The organism is Pseudomonas sp. IT-P74, from assembly GCF_949768175.1.
GTDB lineage: Bacteria > Pseudomonadota > Gammaproteobacteria > Pseudomonadales > Pseudomonadaceae > Aquipseudomonas.
Genome location: NZ_CATKQD010000033.1, coordinates 273,134 through 293,901 on the forward strand (window position 1 = coordinate 273,134; position 20,768 = coordinate 293,901).

At 59.0% G+C, this 20,768-nt stretch carries 20 protein-coding genes, 4 tRNA genes and 1 pseudogene; 3 read left to right on the plus strand and 22 right to left on the minus strand.

Annotated elements, in window-relative coordinates; all coding sequences use genetic code 11:
* Positions 1 to 130 precede the first annotated feature (130 nt).
* The 13 genes from ACM6J5_RS17625 to ACM6J5_RS17685 all read right to left on the minus strand — a co-directional run bounded on the left by ACM6J5_RS17625 (position 131) and on the right by ACM6J5_RS17685 (position 10,613).
* Entirely contained in the window at positions 131 to 1,093 is a 963-nt protein-coding gene (locus tag ACM6J5_RS17625; protein WP_414929050.1) for a type II secretion system F family protein, read from the minus strand.
* Positions 1,094 to 1,122: 29 nt separating this feature from the next.
* A complete protein-coding gene (locus ACM6J5_RS17630) occupies positions 1,123 to 2,109 on the minus strand; it encodes a type II secretion system F family protein (protein ID WP_414929051.1) in 987 nt (328 codons plus the stop codon).
* Complete coding sequence (locus ACM6J5_RS17635; RefSeq protein ID WP_414929052.1) at positions 2,106 to 3,548, minus strand: CpaF family protein; 1,443 nt, start codon at positions 3,546 to 3,548, stop codon at positions 2,106 to 2,108. Before ACM6J5_RS17635 ends, ACM6J5_RS17630 begins: the two co-directional genes overlap by 4 nt.
* Positions 3,549 to 3,551: 3 nt before the next feature.
* The gene (locus tag ACM6J5_RS17640; RefSeq protein WP_414929053.1) at positions 3,552 to 4,772 is read right to left on the minus strand and encodes an AAA family ATPase; all 1,221 of its coding nucleotides are present in this window, start codon (positions 4,770 to 4,772) and stop codon (positions 3,552 to 3,554) included.
* Positions 4,766 to 5,260, minus strand: a complete 495-nt coding sequence (locus tag ACM6J5_RS17645; RefSeq protein WP_414918332.1) for a TadE/TadG family type IV pilus assembly protein — start codon at positions 5,258 to 5,260, stop codon at positions 4,766 to 4,768. The genes ACM6J5_RS17640 and ACM6J5_RS17645 overlap by 7 nt, the downstream gene beginning before the upstream one ends.
* Positions 5,260 to 5,739 carry a TadE/TadG family type IV pilus assembly protein gene (locus ACM6J5_RS17650; RefSeq protein WP_414929054.1) on the minus strand — a complete coding sequence of 160 codons (480 nt, stop codon included), beginning with the start codon at positions 5,737 to 5,739 and terminating at the stop codon, positions 5,260 to 5,262. The genes ACM6J5_RS17645 and ACM6J5_RS17650 overlap by 1 nt, the downstream gene beginning before the upstream one ends.
* Before the next feature lie 9 nt (positions 5,740 to 5,748).
* Positions 5,749 to 7,083 carry a TadE/TadG family type IV pilus assembly protein gene (locus ACM6J5_RS17655; RefSeq protein WP_414929055.1) on the minus strand — a complete coding sequence of 445 codons (1,335 nt, stop codon included), beginning with the start codon at positions 7,081 to 7,083 and terminating at the stop codon, positions 5,749 to 5,751.
* Between the two features lie 75 nt (positions 7,084 to 7,158).
* Positions 7,159 to 7,980, minus strand: a complete 822-nt coding sequence (gene cpaB / locus ACM6J5_RS17660) for a Flp pilus assembly protein CpaB (RefSeq protein ID WP_414929056.1) — start codon at positions 7,978 to 7,980, stop codon at positions 7,159 to 7,161.
* A 15-nt stretch (positions 7,981 to 7,995) separates the two neighbouring features.
* Complete coding sequence (locus tag ACM6J5_RS17665; protein ID WP_414929057.1) at positions 7,996 to 9,324, minus strand: AAA family ATPase; 1,329 nt, start codon at positions 9,322 to 9,324, stop codon at positions 7,996 to 7,998.
* Positions 9,325 to 9,339: 15 nt separating this feature from the next.
* On the minus strand, positions 9,340 to 9,858 hold the full coding sequence (locus ACM6J5_RS17670; protein WP_414929058.1) for an A24 family peptidase: 519 nt from the start codon (positions 9,856 to 9,858) through the stop codon (positions 9,340 to 9,342).
* Positions 9,859 to 9,884: 26 nt separating this feature from the next.
* Entirely contained in the window at positions 9,885 to 10,085 is a 201-nt protein-coding gene (locus ACM6J5_RS17675) for a Flp family type IVb pilin (protein WP_414929059.1), read from the minus strand.
* Between the two features lie 57 nt (positions 10,086 to 10,142).
* Positions 10,143 to 10,349 (minus strand): Flp family type IVb pilin, encoded by a 207-nt coding sequence (locus ACM6J5_RS17680; RefSeq protein WP_414918339.1) that lies wholly within the window; start codon positions 10,347 to 10,349, stop codon positions 10,143 to 10,145.
* A gap of 57 nt (positions 10,350 to 10,406) precedes the next feature.
* A complete protein-coding gene (locus tag ACM6J5_RS17685) occupies positions 10,407 to 10,613 on the minus strand; it encodes a Flp family type IVb pilin (RefSeq protein WP_414929060.1) in 207 nt (68 codons plus the stop codon).
* A gap of 405 nt (positions 10,614 to 11,018) precedes the next feature.
* Between ACM6J5_RS17685 and ACM6J5_RS17690 the strand changes: the two genes are divergently transcribed.
* The gene (locus tag ACM6J5_RS17690; protein WP_414929099.1) at positions 11,019 to 11,888 is read left to right on the plus strand and encodes a helix-turn-helix domain-containing protein; all 870 of its coding nucleotides are present in this window, start codon (positions 11,019 to 11,021) and stop codon (positions 11,886 to 11,888) included.
* A 58-nt stretch (positions 11,889 to 11,946) separates the two neighbouring features.
* Here the strand turns inward: ACM6J5_RS17690 and ACM6J5_RS17695 are convergent.
* The 4 genes from ACM6J5_RS17695 to ACM6J5_RS17710 all read right to left on the minus strand — a co-directional run bounded on the left by ACM6J5_RS17695 (position 11,947) and on the right by ACM6J5_RS17710 (position 12,359).
* A tRNA-Gly gene (locus tag ACM6J5_RS17695) sits at positions 11,947 to 12,022 on the minus strand.
* Positions 12,023 to 12,025: 3 nt separating this feature from the next.
* A tRNA-Glu gene (locus ACM6J5_RS17700) sits at positions 12,026 to 12,101 on the minus strand.
* Positions 12,102 to 12,205: 104 nt separating this feature from the next.
* Positions 12,206 to 12,281: transfer RNA gene (locus tag ACM6J5_RS17705), tRNA-Gly, on the minus strand.
* 2 nt (positions 12,282 to 12,283) lie between these two features.
* Positions 12,284 to 12,359 (minus strand) — tRNA-Glu (locus tag ACM6J5_RS17710).
* Positions 12,360 to 12,744: 385 nt separating this feature from the next.
* Between ACM6J5_RS17710 and ACM6J5_RS17715 the strand changes: the two genes are divergently transcribed.
* Positions 12,745 to 13,503 (plus strand): hypothetical protein, encoded by a 759-nt coding sequence (locus ACM6J5_RS17715; RefSeq protein WP_172435305.1) that lies wholly within the window; start codon positions 12,745 to 12,747, stop codon positions 13,501 to 13,503.
* 430 nt (positions 13,504 to 13,933) lie between these two features.
* Here the strand turns inward: ACM6J5_RS17715 and ACM6J5_RS17720 are convergent, their stop codons facing one another.
* The 4 genes and pseudogenes from ACM6J5_RS17720 to ACM6J5_RS17735 all read right to left on the minus strand — a co-directional run bounded on the left by ACM6J5_RS17720 (position 13,934) and on the right by ACM6J5_RS17735 (position 18,431).
* Positions 13,934 to 14,815: a methyl-accepting chemotaxis protein gene (locus tag ACM6J5_RS17720; protein WP_371918222.1), complete on the minus strand. Its 882-nt coding sequence runs from the start codon at positions 14,813 to 14,815 to the stop codon at positions 13,934 to 13,936.
* A gap of 27 nt (positions 14,816 to 14,842) precedes the next feature.
* Positions 14,843 to 15,898, minus strand: a pseudogene (locus ACM6J5_RS17725) (methyl-accepting chemotaxis protein); the annotation flags it as partial.
* Positions 15,899 to 16,006: 108 nt separating this feature from the next.
* Positions 16,007 to 17,392, minus strand: coding sequence for a PLP-dependent aminotransferase family protein (locus tag ACM6J5_RS17730; protein WP_414929061.1), 1,386 nt, complete (start codon positions 17,390 to 17,392; stop codon positions 16,007 to 16,009).
* Between the two features lie 277 nt (positions 17,393 to 17,669).
* Positions 17,670 to 18,431 carry an SDR family oxidoreductase gene (locus tag ACM6J5_RS17735; protein WP_095942646.1) on the minus strand — a complete coding sequence of 254 codons (762 nt, stop codon included), beginning with the start codon at positions 18,429 to 18,431 and terminating at the stop codon, positions 17,670 to 17,672.
* A 236-nt stretch (positions 18,432 to 18,667) separates the two neighbouring features.
* Between ACM6J5_RS17735 and ACM6J5_RS17740 the strand changes: the two genes are divergently transcribed.
* On the plus strand, positions 18,668 to 19,672 hold the full coding sequence (locus ACM6J5_RS17740; RefSeq protein ID WP_095942647.1) for an NADP-dependent oxidoreductase: 1,005 nt from the start codon (positions 18,668 to 18,670) through the stop codon (positions 19,670 to 19,672).
* A gap of 121 nt (positions 19,673 to 19,793) precedes the next feature.
* On the opposite strand, the gene pyrF is transcribed toward ACM6J5_RS17740, so the two are convergent.
* A complete protein-coding gene (pyrF, locus tag ACM6J5_RS17745; RefSeq protein WP_172435306.1) occupies positions 19,794 to 20,492 on the minus strand; it encodes an orotidine-5'-phosphate decarboxylase in 699 nt (232 codons plus the stop codon).
* Positions 20,493 to 20,768 lie beyond the last annotated feature (276 nt).

Sequence of the window (20,768 nt, forward strand, 5' to 3'; positions counted from 1 at the left end):
GCAACGAATTGCCTGCCAGAAAAATCAAAAGATCGCAGCCTGTGGCAGCTCTGGGGAGATGTGTAGATCAAGTGCAGATCAAGCTCGGATGGCGAGGCCATCGCACTCGACAGCCTCCGGCTGTTTTACCTCACCCGAATGCTTTGATTACCCCAATCAAGGCTGGGCCGATAGCGACCAGAAAGAAGCTCGGCCATAGACAGAAAATCAGTGGAAATATCAGCTTGGTACCGATTTTCGCCCCCATCTCTTCGGCGGCCTGCGTACGCCGGTCACGGAACTCTTCGGCATAGATGCGCAAGGTGTCGGCCACGCTGGTACCAAAACGGATACTCTGCGCCAACAGGCTGACCAGACCTTGTACGTCATCCAGGCCTGTGCGCACAGCCAGTTGCTTGAGCGCCGCAGTACTGGAAATACCCGCGCGGATTTGTGCATTGACCAGAGCCAGTTCTTCAGCCAGTTCGACCTGACTGACCGACATCTCCTCGGCCACCCGTTCGATGGTTGCGGGCAAGGCCAGGCCCGACTCCACGCACACCACCATCAGATCCAGCGCATCGGGAAACGCGGCGCGCAGCCGGCCTTGTCGCTTCTGTTTGCGCTTGGCGACATACAGCGCTGGCACCAACCATCCGATACCCGCCACCAAGCCCACCAACAGCAGCCCCATGATCAGGGACACCTTGGGAATCATCGGCAACAGCAGCAACGTAATACCGATCAATAACAGCGGTAACATCAAGCGCACTGCCCAGTACATCTGCACCGCCGACGAGGAGCGGTACCCCGCATGCATTAACAGGGTCTGAGTGGCGGATGTTTGAGCCGACTCGGCCGAGGCAAAGCGCTGGCCGACCCGCTCCAGCAACAGTTGCAGGTTACCCGGAGCTTCCTGCCCGGTCGCGCTGCCTAAATGACCACGCTTGATCAGCGCCAGACGACGCTGCACGGGATCCTGTAGCCCAATCATCAGCAGGATCACGGCACCCACCGCAAGTACCGTACTCAAACCGATCGCGCCAAGAAACAACAGGCGCGCCATCTCCTCGTTCCCCGTCACCCGACTGAATAACCCGAGTAAAAAATCCATGACCTGTACCTCCCGGTATCGAATACCGCTTAAACCTGGATCCGGATAATTTTGCGAATCCAGAAAATCCCGACCAACATGGCACCAAAAGCCCAAAGTATCAGCTTATGGCCCATCGGATCATTGATCAGCAACGGCATGTATTTAGGGGTAGTGAACAAAATCACAGCCGCCAGTACGAAGGGAATGGCCACCAGTATCCAGGCCGACATCCGCCCCTCGGCCGACAGGGTTTTGACCTTGCGCTGAAAGCGGAAGCGCCCGCGGATCAGCAGACTCAGACGCTCCAGCACCTCGGTGAGATTACCGCCGGTCTCGCGATGGATAAGGAGCGAGGTCACCAGCATCATCACCGTCATGCTTGGCATCCTCTCCAGCAGACCGAGCATGGCCCGGCGCACATCGTTGCCATAGTTGATATCGGCGAACGTCAGGCCGAACTCATGAGCAACCGGCCCCTTGTGTTCCTCGGCCACCAGGCGCAGGGTTTCGTTGAAGGGGTGTCCGGCGCGCAAAGCGCGGCACATCGCGTCCAGCGCATCCGGCAGGCCTTCCTCGAACGCAGCGAAACGCTTGCCACGGTCGCGAGAGATTTTCAGTATGGGTAACCAGAAGACCGCGAAACCCACCAGCAGCGCCATCCACCAGACTGACCAAACCATCCAGATCAAGATACCCGCCCAGACTCCCAGCACCAGCCCGAGCAGCAATACCCGATAGACTCGGTATTCGTGCCCGGACTGCTCAATCATTTGCGTCAATGCCTCCATAAAAGGCAGCTGCTCAAGCCTGGCCTCCAATGGCGACAAACGCGTCAGGTATTTCTGTCGCAACACAGTCTGCATACTGGACTGATTGTTGGCTTTCTCCAGTACATGCAAGCGGCCACGAATACGCTTGCGCATCTTGCCGGCCTCGCCGAATACCGGCACCGCCACGCCCTGGGACAGGAGGAAGACGGCAATAAACACCATGCCGAGGAACATCAGAATGAATTCACCAGGAACCTGGTTCATGATTGCCGTGCCTCCATCCACTCAGGCCTGAACATCGTCAGCGGCAACTCGATGCCGCGCTTGGCCAGCACATCGCGGAAGGCGGGGATCATGCCGCTGGGCCGAAAATCACCGAGTACTTCGCCGTTTTCGCCCATGCCGTGGCGCACGAAGGAGAAGATTTCGGTCATGGTGATGATCTCGCCCTCCATACCGTTGATCTCCTGCACGCTGACCAGGCGGCGCTTGCCGTCCTCCTGGCGCTCCAGCTGGATGACCACTCCGATGGCCGAAGCGATCTGTTGGCGCATGGCCTTGATCGGAAAGGTCGCCCCAGTCATCGACACCATGTTCTCGATTCGCCCCAATGCATCGCGCGCGGTGTTGGCATGGATCGTGGTCAGCGAGCCGTCGTGACCGGTGTTCATCGCCGTCAGCATGTCCAGCGCCTCGGCGCCGCGCACTTCGCCGATCACGATGCGGTCCGGCCGCATCCGCAGGCTGTTACGCACCAACTCCCGCTGACTCACCTCGCCACGCCCCTCGATATTCGAAGGCCGGGTTTCCAGACGCACCACGTGGGGCTGCTGCAGTTGCAGTTCGGCCGAGTCTTCGATGGTGACGATCCGCTCGTTGTGCGGAATGAAACTGGACAGCACATTGAGCATGGTGGTCTTGCCGCTGCCGGTACCACCGGAAATCAGCACGTTCAAGCGCCCACGGACAATCGCCTTGAGCAGCAGGGCAATGGCTGGGGTCAACGCCCCCACCTGGATCAGACTGTCGGTATTGAGCAGGTCCACGGAAAAGCGCCGGATCGACATGCTCGGGCCGTCGATGGCCAGCGGCGGGATAATCGCGTTGACCCGTGAACCGTCTTTGAGCCGCGCATCCACCAACGGCGAGGACTCATCGATACGCCGACCCAGGCTGGAGACGATGCGGTCAATGATGTTCAGCAAATGCTGATCATTGCGAAAACGCACATCAGTGCGTTGCAGCTTGCCGAAGCGTTCGACATACACCGAGTCATGCCGGTTGACCAAAATGTCGGACACAGTGTGATCGGCCAGCAGCGGTTCCAGAGGCCCCAGACCGAGCACCTCATCGGTGATCTGCTTGATGATCAACTGGCGGCTGGAAGTACTCACCGGTGCCGAATGCTCATCGAGCAGGCGCTGGCAAATTTCGCGAATCTGCCGCGCAGCCTCAGCCTGTTCCAGGGAGTCCAGCAAGGACAAGTCCATGACCTTGAGCAACTGCTGGTAGATCTTTTCTCGCCACTCGGCTTCCACCGGGGTGACCTGACTTTTGGTTTCGTAAAGAACGTCCGGCGTTGCACGTTCCCACGCCATTATTTCCTCTGCCGGATCCGTCGGGTCGTCACCCGGCTGGTTAGCCGACGACGGGGCGGGTTTACCGGACTGTTTGCGCAAGCGGTTACGAAAGTCGCTGATCATGGGTCACCCCCCGAAAAAACGGTTGAAGGCGCGTTTGAACACGCCTTTTTTTCCAGCCATCTGATTGCCGACCAGCTCATCGGCCACGTTGCGCAGGGCAACGGTGATCGCCGCCTTCGGCGCATGCAGCTCCAACGGCACGCCCGTGTTCTGACTCTGGCTGACCAGATTGAAGTCGTTGGGTAATTTCGACAGGTTCGTGCAGCGCAGCGCCTCGCCGATATCCTTGAGGCTGACCGCTGCCGCCTTGTCATAGCGGTTGACCACTATCTGCAACTGATCCCCACGCACGCCCAGGTCTTCGCGAAGAATCCGCACCAGGGAGCTGGCATCGCGCAAATGGCTGACGCTTTGCTGCACCACCACGTACACCCTATCCACCTGTTCCAGTACGGAGCCGGTGAGGTGGTCGATTTGCCGTGGCAGATCGATCACTACCCAGTCATAGCTGGCGCGGGTCAGCTGCATCAGGGTGTCAAGTTGCTCGGGTTGGGCATCCTGCGGCAGGCACAGCTCACCGGCCCGTCCACCCAGTACATGCAAGGTCGGGCTGAAGTGGCTGCAAAAACCCCGTAGCGCGACGCTGTCCATGCCGTCGATCTGATGCAACACCTCCAGGTGGCTGTGGGTTTGCGCCACATCCAGGTAATGCGTCACGCTGCCAAATTGCAGGTCCATATCCAGCAACAGGGTACTGCCACCCTTCATGCTGAGTTGCTGAGCCAGGTTGCAAGCCAGCATGGTGCCGCCGGATCCTCCCTTGGCGCTGATCACGGCGAGCAATTTGCCTTCTGTCCCGCTGCCGGTCCGAACCTCCATGACCAGCCGATTCAAGGCGGCGACCAGTTCCGTCTCGGCGACGGGCTCCGGCAGCACGTCACGGGCGCCGGCCTGCATCGCCAGGCGCATGCTTTCCTGTTCGCTCAGCAGCCCGCACACCAGCATCGGCGGACGCTCATGGGCCGGGCGCTGCAACAGTGCCGCCAGCTCTTCACGCCACAGATGGCTGACGCGCAACAGCAACAGATCGGGCATCCGGTCCAGGCCATAGAGCGGGTCGACATGCCCATTGCTCACCAGGCGAGTGCTGACCTCCAGGCTGGGCATGCGTTGGCAGACACTCTGCAGGTCGCGTAACGACGTGGCATCACGGCTGCTGATCAGCAACCGTAGCCCGGCTTTGCCGGTCGAGGTAGAGAGTGGATTTTCCTTGGTATTCAGCATGGCGTGATCTCCCCGGAATCGGAATGACGCCCGAGGCTTTCACGTGGCAACGTTGCCCTGAATGTAGGCAGCGTAAAGGGCACACCGAACCCGGGAATAAACAGATTGAATACGAAATTTTGCAGACTCAACTGGACATAGCGGATGGCACGAAAGCCATTGGCGCTTACAGTGTCAGCGGGGTTGGCCACCTGGGCACCGTTTACGTCCAGATAGGTCAATGTCAGGTTGGTGGTGGCCAGGTTGCCGATCAGCTGGCTATTTCCTGCATCGCCCGCCGCGTTGAAGATCGCCCGCCGCAACACCACCGGATCGCTGATATTGCACACCGCCGCCAGTCGCGTACCACGGCGCACGGCTTCATCCAGCGCATTGACCGTAAAGTACAGGCGGCCCATTTCCAACACACCGAACAACAGCGTGAACACCATTAGACCAACGATGGCGAACTCCACCGTATAGGTGCCGCGCATGTGTTTTCTGTTCATCACAGGGCCCTCATCACGGTAGTGGCGACCAGCGGAATGCCCAGCGCAATCTGATTACCAAAAAAACCGGGAAGCGATCCGGCGCAATTGCCAGCGCCAATCACCGGGCAGAACGTGTAAGTGATGGTGACCCGCACATGGTCGGTGCCCACGGCGGCGACGACCACGTTGCCAGTCGTCAACCCTGACACCACAGCGGTCCCGGTGTTGGCAGGCACGCCATACACCGCAACGTTTTTCGTCTGGGTCAGTAGTGTATTGCTCAGAGAGACCGCACCCAGCGTCGAGTCCCAAGCCTGGCTGGCGACGAAACGGTCGGCATCGCGGCTGGCTTGCAGCAACAAGTTGTACTGATAGAGCATGCGGCCGAACTCACCGAAGCCCAGTAACAGCAACAGCAACACCGGCATGATGAGGGTGAACTCCACCATGGCCAGGCCTTGCTGGCGCTGTCGATGTTTAAATCCATGAAGTCTCATGACGTCCCCCTACGAGTCAGTGCTCGGAGTGCCGCTGCCGTTGAGATAGGTTTTGTAGAGTTGAATGATCTGCGGGCCGGAATCGGTGGACGGCGAGGGGCCGGCCACGTTGTCGCCTTCGCACTCCTTCACGAACTGACCGAAGATCTCCGCTTCCCCGCCGCCGCCATCCATGGGCTGCACCACGAAATAACAGCCAAAACCGAGGACGGGGATCGAGGTTGAACCACTATTTTTCCCGGCGCAGTCACCCACCACGATTTTCAGCATCCGGCGCTCGAACACCCCATTGCCCTGACAACCACTGCCCCCGGCCACACACGCGGCAACGCTCGTACGCCAGTCGTTATAGTCCAGTATCGGGTTGCCGCCTGCCGTGAGAGTGCCATTGTTCGAGGTGATGGTTTGCCCCTGGTACTTCGGGCCTGTGCCGTCGTCAGTGATGGCGGGGTTACTGGACGTGGTCACCAGGTCCGGAGGATAGGCCGAGGCACTGACCGGGCCGTTGTAGATGCCAAAGCGCGTATTCAGGCCTTGAGACGCAGGGCCGACCTTGTTGCCAGGCTCGGTCGCGACGTTGTCTCCCACATTGCGGCAGACCTCGCCGCCTCCGGCCATCTCCTCCCTGACCGCATTGCCGCCCGTGCCAAAATCGAGCAACTGAAAGTTGCCTGGACCAATGGGCGACTGATTGCCGGAAGCCGTCTTCAATACCTTCAAATCACCAAACTGGAAGCCCCAGAACATACCGGCGCCTGGGTTGTATTGAGCCGGATCGCCACAGACCATCAAAGGCGCGAGATCGCAGGGGCTGGTGGGGCTGGGTCCCGCTGTGGCGATCGCCGCCACCGCTTTGTTCCCCACGGCGCCTAATGACTGGGCGAAGCTCCAGAAAAATCCCGTCAGGCCATAACTCGCTACCGATACCCGAACGTATTTGGCATCCGTCGGCCCGGGAAAGGTGAACGGGCCATAGACGCTGCTTGCCAGTCCCACCACTGCAAATGCACCGGCGTCGCCGCCGACCGCCGTGGCCAATTCGTTGTTGCCTGTGGCATTGGCATTTTGTGTCAGCGTATTGAGCGCGGCGGTACGCGTCGCGTCAGCCGCGCTGACAGTGTTGACGCCCCCCTCCACCTGACTCAAGGTTTTGGCGCCACTCAGGGCGGCGGCGTCTACCGCATTCTGCAGGCGCGTTTTGTTCAGCATCATATGCCCGCCATCCAAGGCCAACGCCGCCATCATGGCCATCGCCGCCAACGCGATCACCATCAATACACTCACCGATCCTTCCTGGCGCCTTGGCGTCGAAGTGAACGGCTGCTGAATACGAAGATTCATCATCAAGCCCTCGATTGCCGACACTGATCCGGATCGGCTCCGCCAATACCCTGGTGCCCTGGCACCTGTTGCACACTGTCAGCGAATGTTGACTAATTTGGCTTCGGTCCCGCGGATAACGGTGATACCCGCACCCTCGCCACTGCTGCGCTGTACCACGCGTTTTGGCGCCTCTGCAGTGGCCACTGCCATGGCCGGGGCAACAGGCGTAGCAGGCGCAACGACCGCTGCTTTCTTCTCGAGGTTCAGCGGGTTACGCAGCGCCAGTTGCAACTTGCCTTCCGTCTGCGCCGTAACCAGGGCTTCCGCTTCAGCGGCCGACATCTCCAGGGTCACTGCGCGCACCACGACCGGCTGGGTCTTGTCGGTGCCCGCGGTCTGATCCACCGCCAACACCCGCAAGTTCTCGAGGATGGTCCTGGACGTGGCGCTGTTGCTGTTGTTGCCGGTACTGGTGGTTTTGGTCGCCAGTACATCGACCCGGTTACCCGGTAACAGGAATCCGCCGACGCCGACCACATCGTCCACCCGTACCGATATGGCGCGTTTGTCAGGAGCAATCAAAGAAGCCAGGGTACTGCCACCCAGGTGTTCGCTCAGACGCGCGCCGCGCACGATGTCGCCCCGCAGAATGTCGAACGTTGCGATCTTGCCTACGGTTTTTTCGCTGGCATCGAAGGCATCGTCCGGGACCGTATCCATGGGCATGCGTACCGTCGTGACCTGCTGGGCCTCGACCATCTGTCCGAATGGAATCTCGACCGTGGCGACCACCACGTTTCGAAGGTGGTCATCCGGGCTGGCATTGAGCCGCGCGCTCAGCCAGGAATCGGCCATCCATGCAGCCCCTAGGCCCATGGCCAGGGAAACGCCTATCAGGGTCAGCGTACGAGAGCTCATGTCAGTATCTCCGCATCAAAGAAAGTTGAGCTGGACGAAGTAGTTGTGCCAGGCCCATTCCAATTCTTTCGGTGACAGTGGTCCGGAACCGCCGATATAACGCTGGCGATCGAGCGCCATGTTCAGGAGATCGCGGGGATGGCAGGGCACCAGGGGCATGCCTTCACTTGCATAAAGCCTTTGCAATACATAACGCACCAGCAACGGGTCATAGGAAATGCCCAGACGCTCGCTTTCCTGGCGCCAGATCTTTTCGTACTCCTCGGGCTTCAGGTAACCGAATTGCAGCTTGTAGCCAATCCGCCGAAGGAAGGCCTCATCGGCCAGCTCCAGGGGATTGAGGTTGGTGGAGAACACCAGAATCAGATCGAACGGCAACTCGCAATGCCGACCGCCGCCCAAATTGAGAAAGTCGCGCTTCTCTTCCATCGGGACGATCCAGCGATTGAGCAGCTCGGCGGGTGCCATGCGCTGGCGCCCCATATCGTCGATGATGAACAGGCCATTGCTGGCCTTGAGCTGCAAGGCGGCCTGGTATTGACGGGTAAAAGGGTCATAACGAACGTCCAGCTGTTCCATGCTCAACTCACCGCCCGTGATCACGATCGGGCGTTTGCAGCACAGCAGTCTGCGGTCAATGCCCTCGTTGAGCATCAGAGTGTTCTGTTGAACGTTATCATCGAGCCGCTGATGCACCTGCGGGTCATAGATCTCGATCACCGACTCGTTGATGACGATGGCATGAGGGACCCAGATGGCCTCGGCGAACAGACGGATCAGCCGACTGCTGACATAAGTCTTGCCGGTACCCGCGGGGCCATAAATCATGATCGCGCGCCCGGAGTTCATCGCCACACCCAACTGATCGAGCATCTCCTCCGTGAGCACTACGCCAGCCAGGGCATTGCGCATATCGTTGGCGTTGATGCGACCATGGTGAATGGTCTGCAGCTTAATCAGTGACCGGTAGGTGCTCACCGGAAACGGTGCCGCACCGATATAACCGCTACGCGACAGGGCATCGCGGGCGGCACTGCGTCCGCGTTCGGTCAGGCCATAACGCAGCGACTGCCCACCCGTTTGACTCACCTGGCCCAGCACTTCGACACGGCCATCCTTGCGCAGAAACGCCAGGACCTCTTCAAGTACCGCGCCAGTCAGCGCCAGGCGCTCCACCAGCCGCGACATGTCCAACACGCCGGCATCAAACAAATGCTTGCACACTAACTCTCCGAGAAAACTGTCCGTCAGGCCAGTTTCGCGAATAGTGCAGGGCTGAGGAGCCAGGCGTTGCACCGCTCCCCGATCGCTGGGGTAGGCATCACTTTCGACGATAACGTGCATGACTAGCCTCCTGGGCTACGGGCCGATCTGCAGCCAATAGCCACTGGCCAGGGTTCCGAGCAAAATTGCAACGGAGTATGGGAAAGGCTTTCCGGCCACTTCATCTGCCGCCGGAACCAAGTAGGTTCGCGCCCTTAATATCAACCAGTAGCGCGCGAAGGTTTGCAGCAGCTGGCCACGAACAAGGATGATCAAAAAACCGCACAAACCACCGGCCATCAGACTGAAAAACGCCGTCCACAACGCGTTATGCGGTGTAAAAAAACATCCGACCATGGCCATCAACTTGACGTCCCCGGCGGCCATACCGCCCAGTGCGTACAAGGGTAGAAACACTGCAAAGCCGATCAGCATGGCCAGCGCAGCATTACCAAGCCCCTCAACTCCACTGGCGTAAGCCTGACTGGTCAAACCCAAAACAAGTCCTATAAGAACCAGCAGGTTGGGGATGCGGTGGCGACGAAGGTCGCTCACCACCGCAATACCAAGCAGCCCTAACAGAACTATTGATGTAAACATCTGCTCAATAGGCATCGCTGCATCTCTCACTGGGAATAGACTTACGTGCACGTCCCCGCACCGGCGCCCATACAAGCGGCTAGCCTACCGAGCTGAGTGGTAATGGCGGTGCCCAAGGTGGTAAAAGCAGTGACAACCGCCAGGGTTATTAGCCCACCTGCCACCGCGTATTCCACAATGGTCAGACCATCCTCGTCTTTGACGAACTTCACTAGCGAAGCCTTGATCGTTTGCATGATCATTTAGCCAACCTCACTTGAATGTTGTTTTTTCTGCTGCACCTCTCACTGGGAATAGACTTACGTGCAAGTCTGCCCTGTGCCCGTGGCGCCCATACAAGCAGCCAGCTTACCGAGCTTGGCGATAATCGCGGTGCCCAAGGTGGTAAAAGCAGTGACAACCGCCAGGGTTATTAGCCCGCCAGCCACCGCGTATTCCACAATGGTCAGGCCATCTTCGTCTTTGATGAACTTCACTACCGAAGTCTTGATTGTTTGCATGATCATTTTGCCCACCTCACTCGAATGTTGTTTTTTCTGCTGCACCTCTCACTGGGAATAGGCTTACGTGCAAGTCTGCCCTGTGCCCGTGGCGCCCATACAAGCAGCCAGCTTTCCGAGCTTGGCGATAATGGCGGTGCCCAAGGTGGTAAAAGCAGTGACAACCGCCAGGGTTATAAGCCCGCCAGCCACCGCGTATTCCACAATGGTCAGTCCATCTTCGTCTTTGATGAATCTCACTACCGAAGTCTTGATTGTTTGCATGATCATTTTGCCCACCTCACTCGAATGTTATTTTCCGGAGGCAGTACTTTCTGCGCTGCCTGATGCAACCCTAGTCAGAGTGAAGGCATAGGCGTTAGGAGGATTTTGCGCATCGTTAGGACTTTTTTGCGGGGCGGCCAAATACGGAGCATTGGGCCTTTACAGCAGTAACGGGAGGGGTAAACAGGGCACTGGAACGCAAAGGCAATTGCCATTGATTCACAAGCGACAGGCGGCTCACCCCGATTTTTTCGAAGACGCCCGAGCAAACATTCGTCCGCAGCCGCCTTCCAGGCAACCCATAGAGCGAATAGATCTAAAAATCATCTTTCCTATCGGGATTAAATCTGCAAAGTGATAGCACATTGGCAATACTGGCAAAGAGAGTCACTAGAACCCCAGAGTAGAGACATGACGTCCAATTTGACCAGAAGGCCATCGCTCCTGTGGTTCGATCTGACTCATGATCGGTCCACGAAAGAACTCGTCACGCAGTTCGAGGACGCCTGCGACTGCAAACTGGTAAAAAGCTCCGTGTTGCCCATCAGGGAACAGGCAGACATGGTCTGCATTCATTTTGATCGCCCTGACACTTCAGGTTTGAAGCTGTTGCTGGAGATCAAGCGCACCACCCCCACCATCCCGATCTCCATGTTCACCGTGCAGCATTCCGAGGAACTGGCGGTTTGGGCCATGCGCTCCGCCGTTTGGGAATACATGGTGCTACCGCTCTCGATCACCGAGAAGAAGCGCTACCTGACGGCGGTGGTTCAGCTCTGCGAGTTGCGCCGAAATGCTCACGGCCAGGGCAAGTCATCGCAGATCGATCACTCCCCGACTCTGCCGGACAGCATCCGGCTAACCTCGGGACACCAAAAACACCAAGCGCTGAACAGCATCATGCTGTACATCGAACAGCACTTTCGAGACAGTATCGATCAGAGGGACCTGGCGCAGCGCTGCGGCATGACAACATTTCGCTTCAGCCGCCTGTTCAAGGAAGCCAATGGGCTTGGCTTCACGGATTACATCCTGGACAAGCGCATGAACTTCGCCAAAGACCTGCTCGACAACAGCCAGATGCCGATTACCAGCATCGGCTATGAAGCCGGCTTCAAGGATCCTTCCTACTTCGCCCGTGCCTTCAAGCAGTTCGCCAACTGTACGCCCAGCGAATACCGCCTGGCACGCCAACTCAAAGCAGCTGCGGCTGCGCAACTGGTAGAGGATGAGAAAACCACTGAAGCGCTCGAAAGCCTGGTACAAAGCCTCAGCGGTTGAGCCGGTTTTTTACGCGCAAACGAAAACGCCGCTCAATGAGCGGCGTTTTCGTTAAATATGGAGCGGGAAACGAGACTCGAACTCGCGACCCCGACCTTGGCAAGGTCGTGCTCTACCAACTGAGCTATTCCCGCAAATGGCGTCCCCTAGGGGACTCGAACCCCTGTTACCGCCGTGAAAGGGCGGTGTCCTAGGCCACTAGACGAAGGGGACACGCTACCCGGAACACATGGTGTGTGTTTCGGTGTCCAGAGCCGTATCCGAAGACCTGGTTCTGGTTTCACTCAGCCCTGCCCGAAAGCAATGCTGTTTAAAATTGGAGCGGGAAACGAGACTCGAACTCGCGACCCCGACCTTGGCAAGGTCGTGCTCTACCAACTGAGCTATTCCCGCATTGGCGTCCCCTAGGGGACTCGAACCCCTGTTACCGCCGTGAAAGGGCGGTGTCCTAGGCCACTAGACGAAGGGGACACACGTACAACATTCACTCCCTGCTTCGTTTCGCTGTGTGCTTTACGCTGCAAGTGGCGCGCATTCTATGGATGGATTGAGATGTCGTCAACCCCCTGTTATAAATTTATTTAAATCAATGACTTCGCCCTGCTTTTGGACGCCATTGCGGTTTTTCCGCTGCCCGGCGTTTGACGCCTATATTCTGGCACCCGCCAAGGCGTTATAGTCCACCGGATGATGGCAATCTGTATATCGAGTGCCATCATTTATAGAAGCGGAGCTCCGGCCGATATAAATACAAGCATGTCCGATCCAACCCGTCGTGCGGGCCTGGGCGCTCAAATGCCAAGTAACCAGACTCCCATGCGTAACCTATAAAGAGGTCTTACCGGTGACGCCACTCATGATCACCCTGCTAGTTGTAGCCGGGATCGCACTGTTGATCGCCATTGGCTACATGAACCATGTGGTGGAAAACAACAAGCTGGAAAAGGCCCGTACCAAGATTGAGCTCAATGATCGCCTGCGACGCTGCGGCGAAATCACCGAGACGTTCCCCGGCCAGTTGATGACCCCGGCACTCAAGCTGCTGTTGGCCCGCCTGGAACTCAACGTCTGCCAGCGTCTGCTCAACCTGGAAAAATCCAGCGCCAACCTCAAGGCACGGATCGCCGAACTGGAGGCCCTTGTCGGCCAGGGTGAATCCATCCCGGTCAACAATCCGCCGGCACCGATCCAGACCGAAGCCAAGGCCAAGGATGTCCGCTTCCTGCTCGAAGCTCTGCACGGCCAGATTACCCGCGCGGCACAGGACGGCTTCTTGCCCCCCAACGAAGCCAAGCGCTGGATCCGTGAAGTGCGCCACATCCTGGTGCTGCTGCACATCGAGTTCTTCAACAACCTCGGCCAGCACTCCCTGCAACAGAACCAGCCCGGGCAGGCTCGCCTGGCATTCGAACGCGGCGTGCAATACCTGCGCAAACAACAGGAACCACAGGTCTACGCCGAGCAACTGGAGTACCTGGAAAAACTCCTGGCTCGCGCCAATGACCAGGTCATGGATCGCATCGCACCGGTCGAAGGCGAGGTCAACCAGTTGACCGAAGGTCTCAAGGACGTCGAGGCTGACGCGGACTGGAAGAAGAAAGTGATCTACGACTGACCAGCGTAAACCACTGTAGGAGCGAGCTTGCTCGCGATGGTCGTTAACGATAGCGCGTATTTACTGGCTAAACGCGGCGCTCTTGAGTCCATCGCGAGCAGGCTCGCTCCTACAATTTCCTTAACTGAACTGCATTGCTCGCGATGGTCGTTAAGGAGAACGCGTATTTACTGGCTAAACGCGGCGCTCTTGAGTCCATCGCGAGCAGGCTCGCTCCTACAATTTCCTTAACTGAACTGCATTGCTCGCGATGGTCGTTAAGGAGAACGCGTGTTTACTGGCTAAACGCGGCGCTCTTGAGTCCATCGCGAGCAGGCTCGCTCCTACAATTTCCTTAACTGAACTGCATTGCTCGCGATGGTCGTTAAGGAGAACGCGTGTTTACTGGCTATACACGTTGTTCTTGCGTCCATCGCGTTCAAGCTCGCTCCTACAGCCTGAAATGCCCCACCATCCCCTTCAGTTCAACCCCCAGTTGCGCCAGCTGAATACTGGACGCGGCATTGCCCTGCATCGCCAGCGATGACTGATCGGCACTGGCGCGAATACTGGTGACACTTCGATTGATCTCCTCGGCCACCGAGCTCTGCTCCTCGGCCGCCGCGGCGATCTGCTGGTTCATCTGCTGGATCAACGACACCGCCGCCGCAATGCTTCCCAGCGCACTTTCGGTCTGCAAGGCATCGCTGACCGCCAGCTTCACCAGCTCGCCACTGCTCTGGATCTGCTGCACCGACGACTGCGCCGCCAAGCGCAAGGCGCTGACCAGGCGCTCGATTTCCTCGGTCGATTGCTGGGTTCGCTTGGCCAGTGCACGCACTTCGTCGGCCACCACCGCAAAGCCCCTGCCCTGCTCGCCGGCCCGGGCCGCCTCGATCGCCGCGTTCAATGCCAGCAGGTTGGTCTGCTCCGCCACGCTTTTGATCACACTCAAAACCGTGCCGATGTTCTGGATTTCCGCACTCAGGCTTTCGATACTCGAACTGGCCGAGGTGGCCGAATCCGCCAACTGCTCGATCCGCGCCATGCTCTGGCGCACCACCTGCTGACCACTTTCAACCTTGCCGTCAGCCGTTTGCGCGGCCAGCGCCGCCTCCTCTGCATTGCGTGCGACATCATGCACCGTGGCCGTCATCTGATTCATTGCGGTGGCGACCTGTTCGGTTTCCTCCTTCTGGGTGCTGACTTCGAGGTTGGTCTGCTCAGTCACCGCCGACAGCGATTGGGCGGAAGTCGCCAACTGTTCGATACCCGACTGCAAGCCGCTGACTATATGGCTGAGCCCCGCGCCCATTTGCTGCATTGCCTGCATCAGCTGACCGATTTCGTCACGGCGGGTCACGTCGATGGTCGCACTCAAATCCCCCGAGGCAATCTGTTGCGCCACCTGAATCACACTACGCAGCGGCGCCACGATCAACCGGGTGATGAACCAAGCGGCAACCAGCCCAACCAGCAAGGCCAACGCGGAAGAGCCAATGATCAGCAGCGAGTTCTTTTTCAGTTCAGCCTGCATCGCCAGGTCTTGCGCGACATAAGCCTGATCCACCCGCTCGACCACTTGGGCTGCGCGTTGATGCAATTGTTGATAGACGGTTTTTTCCTGTTCCAGCAGGCCGGTGTACTCGGCGAGCTTGTCACTGAAACTGGCAATATGGCCTGTCACCTCATTGAGGACGGTCTGGTACCCCTCGTCCTTGACCGTGGTCTTGAGCTGCTCGACCTGGACCAGTGCCTGGCTGGCCTGCTCGATCTTGCCCTGCCCGGCGCTGTCGTCGCCTTTGCGGCTTTGATCCAGACGCACGCGAGCTTCATTCATGGCTTGCAGCATCAAGCGTGAAACCTGGCTGACCTGACTGGCCTGCTCAATGAATTGCGCTCCGTCCTTGCCTTCGGAATCTTTCAGCGTATAGGCGCCGTCATCGGCGAGCCCGGACTGCAATACATCAAGATTGTTGGCCACGCTGGACACCGACCAACTGGCCATTTCCAGCGCGAGGTCCTTGGCCTGGCTGAGCGAGACAAACTCGTCGAAGGCCTTGCGATAGGCCCCCAGGGACTGTTCGACATCATTCATCACCGGCACATTGGCCGCAGATGCGGCCTTGAGCTGGCCGGCCAGGGCAATCAAACCATCGACGCCCTCGTGCAGGGCATCGACGGTTTTCGGATTGCCGTGCAAGGCGTACTCCTGCTCCAGCAGTCGCACCTTGAGCAAACCGCTGTTGAGCGATGACATTTGCTTGAGCCCGTCGAAGCGCTGGCTGATGGTTTGCAGGGACCAAACGCCAATGCCCGCTACCAGCGCAGTCAACAACAGCACCAGGACAAACCCGACACCCAGTTTTTTCGCCATACCGAGGTTGGCAAAACGTCCTTGCACGGCCGAATTCATTGCACTTAGTCCCCTGCCAAAGTCTGTAGACGCAGATTCGCAACGGGCCGGTAGCAACACAAGGCTCTGGCGCCGGAATAATGGCAAAAAGCTACATCAACGTCGTTTTCAGAACGCTTGAGGTCGATCCCGGGCAGTGGCCTGAAAGAACGCCCGGGCGCGCGGGTCGCAGGCATAAGCCACGTTGATGCGCTGCCAGTCACTGGCCTCACCCGAGGGGTTGAAGGCGGTCTTCGATGACAGCAGCACACCCAAGCGCCGGGCCTGGGTCCGCAGCTGATCGTAGTCGGACATTCTTGATCGCGCCCAGATGAACAGGCCTCCCGCCGGCTTGCCGAAAATCTCCCATTCGGCATCTTCGAGCCATTGCAACACCACCAGCCGGTCGCTGCTCAAGCGTTGGCGCTGACGCTGCACCAGTTTGCGGTAGGCACCGTTAGCCAACAGGCACGCCAGCACCGATTCGCAAAATCGCGAGGCGCCCATGCCACTGATCATCTTGACCTCGGCCAGGCGCGTAATGACTTCGGCATCGGCCACCACGAAACCGACCCGCAAGGAACTGCTGAGTGTCTTGGAAAAGCTGCCTACGTAGATCACGTCGTCGTCCAGCGCAGCCAGTCGCATACCGGAACCGCTGTGCAGATCCGCATAGACGTCGTCTTCGATCACCTGCACACCAAAGGTCCTGGCCAGCTGCAGCACGCGGCGCGCCACCGCCGGTGCAAGGCTGCTGCCCGTCGGGTTGTGATAGAAGCTATTGATGAGTAGCCCTTGAGGCCGGTGTTTGACCAGCACCGATTCGAGCACGTCCACGTCCGGCCCGCGCGGTGTTCGCGGCACCTCGACCATGTGGATGCCGTACAGCCTGAGCAGATCGAACAGCACCGGATAACCGGGACTCTCCACGACCACACAATCACCGGCCTTGAACAGTGTCCGCACAATCAGGTCGAGCCCCTGACTGGCACCCGCCGTGGTCATGATCCGGTTGTCCTGCGCCCGAATATCCAGCTGCCGAAGGTGCTTGAGGATCTGTTGTCGCAAGGCTGGCAATCCCAGCGGGGTGCCGTAGTTGAACAGGCTCGCCGTGTCGGTACGACTGACTTGCCGAATCGCGTAAATCAGATCGTCTGTCTCGCGCCAGCTTTCAGGCAGCCCGCCACAGCCCAGCCTCAACGCAGTCGAACAGGGCCCGATCTCGGGCTCAGCCCCCTCGAACCAGACAGGCTCGTGCTTTGCGCCTGTGGCCAATGCCGGGTCGGCAACCGCATAGCCGGCGCCATGACCTGACACCAGCATCCCCTGCGTCACCAGGCGTTCACAGGCCTGGGCGACGCTCACCTGACTGAGCAAATTGATCCGCGCGATCTGTCGCACCGAAGGCAGGCGCGTACCGGGCGATACCCCGCTGGAATGAAGCCAGCGGGTCAGTGCGTCAACAATTTGCTGTACGACAGGCACCAGCGCCTGTCGGTCGATTCTCAATTCCATGAGCAAGCAAACTCCTGTTGATTTTGCGAGAAGCAGTTAATCACAGGCGAGTTCGAAGGCATGTGCGACAACGCCGCCAAAACCCTTGGATCTAATCATTTGAAACACATTGACAGGTCCTATAGCGGAACCAAAAAACCAGTGGGAGCTAGCTTGCTCCGGGCGGCGTTCCGACGATTGCGGCGTATCAGGCGACATCAATGTCGGCAGACACTCCCTCATCGCGGGCAAGCCCGCTCCCACAGGTTCCCGGTGTACCTGATATCGGTGCGTCGTTTTAGAACGCAGTAACACCACCATCCACCGCCAGCGAATGGCCGGTCGTGAACGCCGCGCCATCGCTGCACAGGTACAGCACCGCGCTGGCGATCTCTTCGACCTTGCCGATGCGACCGACCGGATGCATGGCGTTGGCGAACTCGCCTTTTTTCGGGTCGGCTTCATAGGCGCGACGGAACATATCCGTGTCGATCACCGCCGGGCACACCGCATTGACCCGGATCTTCTTCTTGGCGTACTCAATGGCCGCCGACTTGGTCAGGCCGATCACCGCATGTTTGGAGGCTGCGTAGATGCTCATTTTCGGCGCTGCCCCAAGGCCGGCCACCGATGCCGTATTGACGATCGCGCCGCCCCCTTGCGCCAACAGCAGCGGCAACTGGTATTTCATGCACAGCCAGACGCCTTTGACGTTGACGCCCATGATCGCGTCGAACTCGTCGAGCGTACCTTCGGCCAATTTGCCTTTCTCGATTTCAATGCCGGCATTGTTGAAGGCATAGTCGAGGCGACCGTAAGTATTGATCACCTCCTCCATCAGATTTTTTACATCGCTTTCCAGGGTAACGTTGCAGCGCACGAAGGTCGCGTCGCCACCGGCCGTACGAATCAGCGCCACCGTGCCCTCGCCGCCCGCCACGTCCATATCGGCCACCACGACCTTAAGGCCCTCGGCGGCAAATGCCTGGGCAGTCGCGCGGCCAATACCGGCCGCCCCGCCTGTCACCACGACCACCTGGCCGGAAAACGTCATGCTCATTGTTATGTCCTCGAAAAGAAGAATGCGGGGAATCGCGTGGGACCAGTCTAGTCATGGAGGTCTTGAACACGGCAGCACTATCAAGACTCCGGTTGGGCGCCCATGAGTTGCAGTGATGGAACTGCCGTACCAACTATCACTGCACTGGATCAACCTGCATTCGCCGCATCAGCCGAACTTGCGGCATCGGCGCTGACCGGCTATCAACAAAGCTTCATTCATCTTGAGTGCCTGCCATGACCTCCCAGACCAATCGCCAATTCCTGCTCGCCAAACGTCCGGTTGGCGCGGCGACCCGTGAGACATTCACCTACCAGGAAGTACCGGTCGGCGAGCCGGCGGCGGGTCAGATCCTGGTCGAAAACCAATACCTGTCCCTGGACCCGGCCATGCGTGGCTGGATGAACGAGGGCAAGTCCTACATTCCGCCGGTCGGGCTCGGCGAAGTCATGCGCGCCTTGGGTGTGGGCAAAGTCATTGCCTCGAACAACCCGGGGTTCGCGGTCGGGGATTACGTCAATGGCGCCATCGGCGTGCAGGATTTCTTCCTCGGCGAGCCTCGTGGCTTCTACAAAGTCGATCCGAAACTGGCACCGCTGCCACGTTACTTGTCCGCGCTGGGCATGACCGGGATGACGGCGTACTTCGCCCTGCTCGACGTCGGCGCGCCGAAGGCCGGTGACACCGTGGTGCTGTCGGGCGCGGCGGGCGCCGTGGGCAGCATCGCCGGGCAGATCGCCAAGATCAAAGGCTGCCGGGTGGTTGGCATCGCCGGCGGCGCCGACAAGTGCAAGTTCCTGATCGATGAGCTGGGTTTCGATGGCGCTATCGACTACAAGAGCGAAGACGTCCTCGCCGGTCTCAAGCGCGAGTGCCCGAAAGGCGTCGACGTTTATTTCGATAACGTGGGTGGCGACATTCTCGACGCGGTGTTGAGCCGTTTGAACATGAAGGCGCGGGTGGTGATTTGCGGTGCCATCAGCCAGTACAACAACAAGGAGTCGGTCAAGGGGCCGGCCAACTACCTGTCACTGCTGGTCAACCGTGCGCGCATGGAAGGATTTGTGGTGATGGACTACGCCGCCCAATACGCGAGCGCCGCCCAGGAAATGGCCGGCTGGATGGCCAAGGGGCAGCTCAAGAGCAAGGAAGACATCGTCGAAGGACTGGAGACTTTCCCGGAGACGCTGATGAAATTGTTCAGCGGCGAGAATTTCGGAAAGTTGGTGTTGAAGGTTTGACCCTTTACCCGAAAAAACAAAACCCTGTAGGAGCGAGCCTGCTCGCGATGGTGTGTCAGTCGACATCAACGTAACTGATACTCCTTCGCGAGCAGGCTCGCTCCTACAGGTTTAGCGGCGTTTACGCTATCTCTGCGACTACGTCGGCGAGCGCCTTCGCTGGATCCGCCGCCTGGCTGATCGGACGGCCGATCACCAGATAGTCGGAACCGGCATCCAGCGCCTGACGCGGGGTCAGAATGCGACGCTGATCGTCCTGGGCGCTGCCCGCCGGACGAATCCCCGGGGTCACCAGTTGCAGCGATGGATGCGCCGTTTTCAGCGCCTGGGCTTCCAGGGCCGAGCACACCAGGCCGTCCATCCCGGCTTTTTCCGCCAGCGCGGCCAGGCGCAGCACCTGCTCTTGCGGCTCGATGTCCAGGCCGATGCCCGCCAGGTCTTCACGCTCCATGCTGGTCAACACGGTCACGCCGATCAGCAGTGGTTTAGGACCGGTGCGCTGATCCAGCACTTCACGACACGCAGCCATCATGCGCAGACCGCCGGAGCAATGCACGTTGACCATCCACACGCCCATTTCCGCAGCGGCCTTGACGGCCATCGCGGTGGTGTTCGGGATGTCATGGAACTTGAGGTCCAGGAACACTTCGAAACCCTTGTCACGCAGGGTGCCGACGATTTCCGAAGCGCAACTGGTGAACAGTTCCTTGCCGACTTTGACCCGGCACAGCTTCGGGTCCAACTGATCGGCCAGCTTCAGTGCGGCGTCACGGGTAGGGAAATCCAGGGCGACGATGATGGGAGTCTGGCAGGCGGACATGAGTGGGCTCTCAGGCAAGTCGAAATCGGCGCGCATTGTAGCGGAACCAGCGCCGCTGCGGGACCCGATGATCGGTAAATCGTCGCGACGGCTCAGGCAAGACTAGCCCTTGAGGCCATTGTGTCGAGTTCGATACAGACACGACACGCCGCCAACACCCTGGCCCGCTACCCTCGGCAACCGCAACAGGTCCCTGCAACAGCACTTCCCGCCTCAGGGCCGGACGCCTATGCTGGAACCACAACCTCGCAGCCTATCTTTGTGGTTGGCAGCCTA

Excerpts from the sequence above, each read along its gene's own strand:
- ACM6J5_RS17625 (WP_414929050.1), bottom strand. The coding sequence starts at position 1,093 with ATGGATTTTTTACTCGGGTTATTCAGTCGGGTGACGGGGAACGAGGAG.
- ACM6J5_RS17630 (WP_414929051.1), bottom strand. The coding sequence starts at position 2,109 with ATGAACCAGGTTCCTGGTGAATTCATTCTGATGTTCCTCGGCATGGTG.
- ACM6J5_RS17635 (WP_414929052.1), bottom strand. The coding sequence starts at position 3,548 with ATGATCAGCGACTTTCGTAACCGCTTGCGCAAACAGTCCGGTAAACCC.
- ACM6J5_RS17640 (WP_414929053.1), bottom strand. The coding sequence starts at position 4,772 with ATGCTGAATACCAAGGAAAATCCACTCTCTACCTCGACCGGCAAAGCC.
- ACM6J5_RS17645 (WP_414918332.1), bottom strand. The coding sequence starts at position 5,260 with ATGAACAGAAAACACATGCGCGGCACCTATACGGTGGAGTTCGCCATC.
- ACM6J5_RS17650 (WP_414929054.1), bottom strand. The coding sequence starts at position 5,739 with ATGAGACTTCATGGATTTAAACATCGACAGCGCCAGCAAGGCCTGGCC.
- ACM6J5_RS17655 (WP_414929055.1), bottom strand. The coding sequence starts at position 7,083 with ATGATGAATCTTCGTATTCAGCAGCCGTTCACTTCGACGCCAAGGCGC.
- cpaB (WP_414929056.1), bottom strand. The coding sequence starts at position 7,980 with ATGAGCTCTCGTACGCTGACCCTGATAGGCGTTTCCCTGGCCATGGGC.
- ACM6J5_RS17665 (WP_414929057.1), bottom strand. The coding sequence starts at position 9,324 with ATGCACGTTATCGTCGAAAGTGATGCCTACCCCAGCGATCGGGGAGCG.
- ACM6J5_RS17670 (WP_414929058.1), bottom strand. The coding sequence starts at position 9,858 with ATGCCTATTGAGCAGATGTTTACATCAATAGTTCTGTTAGGGCTGCTT.
- ACM6J5_RS17675 (WP_414929059.1), bottom strand. The coding sequence starts at position 10,085 with ATGATCATGCAAACGATCAAGGCTTCGCTAGTGAAGTTCGTCAAAGAC.
- ACM6J5_RS17680 (WP_414918339.1), bottom strand. The coding sequence starts at position 10,349 with ATGATCATGCAAACAATCAAGACTTCGGTAGTGAAGTTCATCAAAGAC.
- ACM6J5_RS17685 (WP_414929060.1), bottom strand. The coding sequence starts at position 10,613 with ATGATCATGCAAACAATCAAGACTTCGGTAGTGAGATTCATCAAAGAC.
- ACM6J5_RS17690 (WP_414929099.1), top strand. The coding sequence starts at position 11,019 with ATGACGTCCAATTTGACCAGAAGGCCATCGCTCCTGTGGTTCGATCTG.
- ACM6J5_RS17715 (WP_172435305.1), top strand. The coding sequence starts at position 12,745 with ATGATCACCCTGCTAGTTGTAGCCGGGATCGCACTGTTGATCGCCATT.
- ACM6J5_RS17720 (WP_371918222.1), bottom strand. The coding sequence starts at position 14,815 with ATGCAGGCAATGCAGCAAATGGGCGCGGGGCTCAGCCATATAGTCAGC.
- ACM6J5_RS17730 (WP_414929061.1), bottom strand. The coding sequence starts at position 17,392 with ATGGAATTGAGAATCGACCGACAGGCGCTGGTGCCTGTCGTACAGCAA.
- ACM6J5_RS17735 (WP_095942646.1), bottom strand. The coding sequence starts at position 18,431 with ATGAGCATGACGTTTTCCGGCCAGGTGGTCGTGGTGACAGGCGGGGCG.
- ACM6J5_RS17740 (WP_095942647.1), top strand. The coding sequence starts at position 18,668 with ATGACCTCCCAGACCAATCGCCAATTCCTGCTCGCCAAACGTCCGGTT.
- pyrF (WP_172435306.1), bottom strand. The coding sequence starts at position 20,492 with ATGTCCGCCTGCCAGACTCCCATCATCGTCGCCCTGGATTTCCCTACC.